The sequence below is a fragment of the Gracilimonas sp. genome, assembly GCF_035704785.1.
Taxonomy (GTDB): Bacteria; Bacteroidota; Rhodothermia; order Balneolales; family Balneolaceae; genus Gracilimonas.
This window is the reverse complement of sequence record NZ_DASSWP010000035.1, coordinates 1-3,917: the sequence shown is the minus strand read 5'-3', so window position 1 is coordinate 3,917 and position 3,917 is coordinate 1. Positions and strand designations below refer to the sequence as shown.

Sequence of the window (3,917 nt, the reverse complement as noted above, 5' to 3'; positions counted from 1 at the left end):
ATGGAGGTTGCTGTTATCTGTTGAACATGGGGTGAGGTGCTGTCGGGCTTAACGAAGATGGAGTCAACAGAAATAGATCGGCTGAACAAGCTGATATCCAGTTCATCAAATCCTAGTTCATAATTCTGTTTTGTTTGCTTGTCAAATTCTTCCACCAGGGCTTTTTTCAGTGGTTGTTCCAAAAAAATGGGGAGAATAAATGTAGCTACCAATGCGATCAAGAGTAGGGAAGCCAAAACAATGGCGGATACTTTCAGAACTTTTTTCATATTTCAAAATTGATATAAATCTGCAAAATGCAAAGTACTTTATTGTTAATGAAATACCGTTATTTTAAAGCTCCAATTTCTTACATATATAGCATAAATAAATACCTTTCAATATGAAGTATACAGCTACTATTCTCACTTTTTTACTGGCACCAACCCTTGCCTTTGCTCAGCAGGATGCCTTTGAGCGTTTTCAATTTCACCCTAATTTGAATTATGATTCCGGAATAACCTCACCGGCCGAATACCTGGGTTATGAACTCGGAGAGGAATACACGTTTCATTATCAGGTAATGGATTATTTTAAAAATCTTGCCGAAGAATCTGATAGGATATCTTTTCACAAATATGCCACCACTTACGAAGGGCGTGGCCTCTATTATGCGGTGATCACTTCAGAAGAAAACATGGATAATATAGAATCCATTCGGGATGCGAATGTGGAACTTGCCAACAATCCGGAATCAACTTCAATTGATGACAAGCCGGTCGTAGTTTGGATGAGTTATAACGTACACGGAAATGAGGCTTCAAGCAGTGAGGCGGCCATGCAAACGGCTTACCGATTGGTTGCCGGAGCAGATTCCGAAACCCAAAATTGGCTGGAAAATTCAGTGGTTATCATCGACCCTATGATGAACCCGGATGGCCGCGATCGTTACGTGTATTGGTATAAGTCTTCAAGAGCCAACATCCTGAATACTGATGCCAATGACTTAGAGCACGATGAGATCTGGCCCGGTGGACGTACCAATCACTATTGGTTTGATCTGAACCGTGACTGGGTGTGGCTTGTACATCCTGAATCTCAGGGACGAATTGCTGCATATCAGCAGTGGATGCCTCAGGCTCACATGGATTTCCACGAGCAGGGCTTCAACAACAACTATTTTGTCATGCCTGGTACCACACCCAGAAACCTGGAATTACCGGATGAGTATGACCGATGGGCAGATGTTTTTGGCCGTGGTTTGATCGAAGAGTTTGACAAAGCGAACGTAAATTATGCTACTCGAGAATCTTTCGATTTCTTTTATCCAGGATATGGCTCTTCCTATCCAAGCGTGATGGGCGGAATCGGGATGCTTGCCGAGCAGGGCGGTCACAGTCGTGGTGGACGGGCTGTTGAAACTGATGACGATTATATCCTAACTCTGCGTCAGCGTGTATTTGATCATTACACGAATGGAGTTTCTATTGTTAAAACCGCTGTTGAGAATAAGGAAGGCTTGCTGAATTATTTCAAGAACTCGGTTTCACAATCCACACAACGAGGAAATACCCAAGCTTACATCCTGAAGAACAATGAAAATGATTACACCTATCAGGTGATCAATATGCTGATGAAGCATAATGTGAGGATAGAGCGTGCCACAGAGGATTTCAATCAGCGAAATTCGTACAGCTATTGGGATGCTAGTTCCTCAAATCAAAGTTTTGAAGCGGGTGACTTTATCATTAAAACCGATCAGCCCAAGCATCTTTTCATCAATACTTTATTCCGCAATCAAATGCAGATAGAAGATTCGGTAATGTATGATATGGCTACATGGTCTATTCCGTTAGCTTACAACTTAGATGCAGCATGGACCACAAATAGTGTCGGCGTATCCTCTGAACCGGTGACGGAAGAACTCAGTTATCCGTCTATGCTTGAAAACGGTGGAGCACAGTATGCGTATGTGATCGACTGGAAGCAACGACATGCTCCCAAAGCATTGGCTAAACTCTGGGATATGGGATATAACGTCCGAAGTGCGGGAAGAACTTTTACCTATAACGGTACCACCTATTCGGAAGGAAGTTTGATCGTATTAGTGGGTCGGAATTATGAAAAAAGATCACGTATTCAAGCCGATATGAGACAACTTGTAGAAGATGTGGATGTAGTGGTTGAAGGATTTGATACCGGCCGTATGGATGAGGGAATGGACTTGGCCTCAAGCGATAGTGAGCCCGTTAAAGAACCTAAGGTTGCACTGATGGTCGATTCTCCGTTCAGTTCATACACAGCAGGACAGCTTTGGTTCTTATTTGATCAGTGGACAGAATTTGGTATTGATCGAATACGGTCAGGCAGCGTCAATGGGATCGATCTTGCTGAATACGATGTGATCCTCATGCCCGGAGCCTGGGGTGGATTGAATGGCGTTTGGAATGAATCTCAGATCGAAGATCTTAAATCGTGGGTTCGCAACGGCGGAGTGTTGATCGGTACAGAAGGCAGCGGAGCATGGCTGACAGCAGATCAGTCAGGATTTACCGATGTTGAACTGTTTGAGGAAGAAGAGGCTGACAGCACCGAAATAGAAGACAAAGCCTACACTAAATATTCAGACCGTGAAGATGTATTTGGACTGGAACGGATCCCAGGTTCTGCATTTAAAGGTATTATTGACAATACAAATCCATTGGCTTTTGGTATGCCTGAGCAACTCTACTCGCTAAAGTTCGGCGATGACGGGATCGTGCCCAACAACTCCCTCCAAACCGTAGGATACTATGTGAAAGAAGGAGAAGTGATGGCTTCCGGATATGCTTCAGAAGAAAATAAAGAAAAAGCCAAAGGAATGGCATTTGCAGCAGTTCAAAATATGGGCAGCGGTAAAGTGGTGTTTCTGTTGGATAACACCCAATACCGCATGTTCTGGGTAGGCCCAAGCCGCATGGTGCAAAATGCTGTTATGTTGTTACCGGGATTTTAATTAAAAGTTCTTATTTATATCAATTAAAAAACCGGTGGAGTTAATCTCAACCGGTTTTTTTTATGCTAAAAAATAAATGAAAGATTCGATTCAGACGCCTTAGCATAAATTTGTCTTAAGGGAATCGGATTTGGGAACTGTCTTTATTAAAACTATACAGTCTTAAACAAATGGCAGGGAATTAATGCGCAATATTGCACTTGTATTAATAATGTGTGTGACAGCTTATGGGAAAGAATGCTATTCACAATCAATTCAAGATATCTATCGACTCTCCGAAGAAATTACATTAGATGGAGTGTTAGCAGAAAAGGCTTGGCTGGAAATTTCACCTTATCCAATGACTCAATATGAACCGGTTTTTGAAGGGGGATTGAGTGAGCGAACCGAAATAATGGTAGCTTATGACGATGAATATTTCTACGTAGCCGGAAGGATGTTTACGGAAGACGTTACAACCATTGCAGCGAACAGTTTATATCGGGATCGCTATTCCGGTGACGATGTATTTGCTGTAATACTTGATCCGTTTAACGATAATCAAAATGCCCTTCGCTTTTTTACAACCCCCGCCGGTGTGAGATTTGATCAATCCATATCCAATGATGCCAACGACATAGCAGGCTCCAGTGCGGTGAATAGTAGCTGGAATACATTTTGGGACGTGGCAACCAGCCAAGACGAAAAAGGATGGTATGCGGAGATAAGAATTCCATTTTCAAGTATTGGATTCCAAAGTAATGAAGGAACGGCTGAAATGGGTTTGATCGTTTACAGATGGTTAGCTCATCATAACGAAAGACACACGTATCCTGCAATTCCCCCAAACTGGGATAGGGGAGAAATAAAGCCATCTCAAGCAGCAGATATCAGACTTATCAATGTAGATGCCCGAAGACCAATTTATTTTACACCCTATATATTGACTGGATATCAGCAGCAA

3 protein-coding genes are annotated in these 3,917 nt (G+C 42.5%); 2 read left to right on the top strand and 1 reads right to left on the bottom strand.

Features of this window, described 5'->3' with window-relative positions:
• Positions 1–269 (bottom strand): hypothetical protein (locus tag VFM80_RS02115; RefSeq protein ID WP_395069070.1); only part of this gene is annotated, 269 nt, incomplete at its 3' end.
• Between the two features lie 113 nt (positions 270–382).
• Here VFM80_RS02115 and VFM80_RS02110 point away from each other — a divergent pair.
• Positions 383–2,974, top strand: a complete 2,592-nt coding sequence (locus VFM80_RS02110) for a M14 metallopeptidase family protein (protein ID WP_395069068.1) — start codon at positions 383–385, stop codon at positions 2,972–2,974.
• Between the two features lie 184 nt (positions 2,975–3,158).
• Positions 3,159–3,917: carbohydrate binding family 9 domain-containing protein (locus VFM80_RS02105; RefSeq protein ID WP_395069066.1), on the top strand; the 759-nt coding region annotated here is incomplete at its 3' end.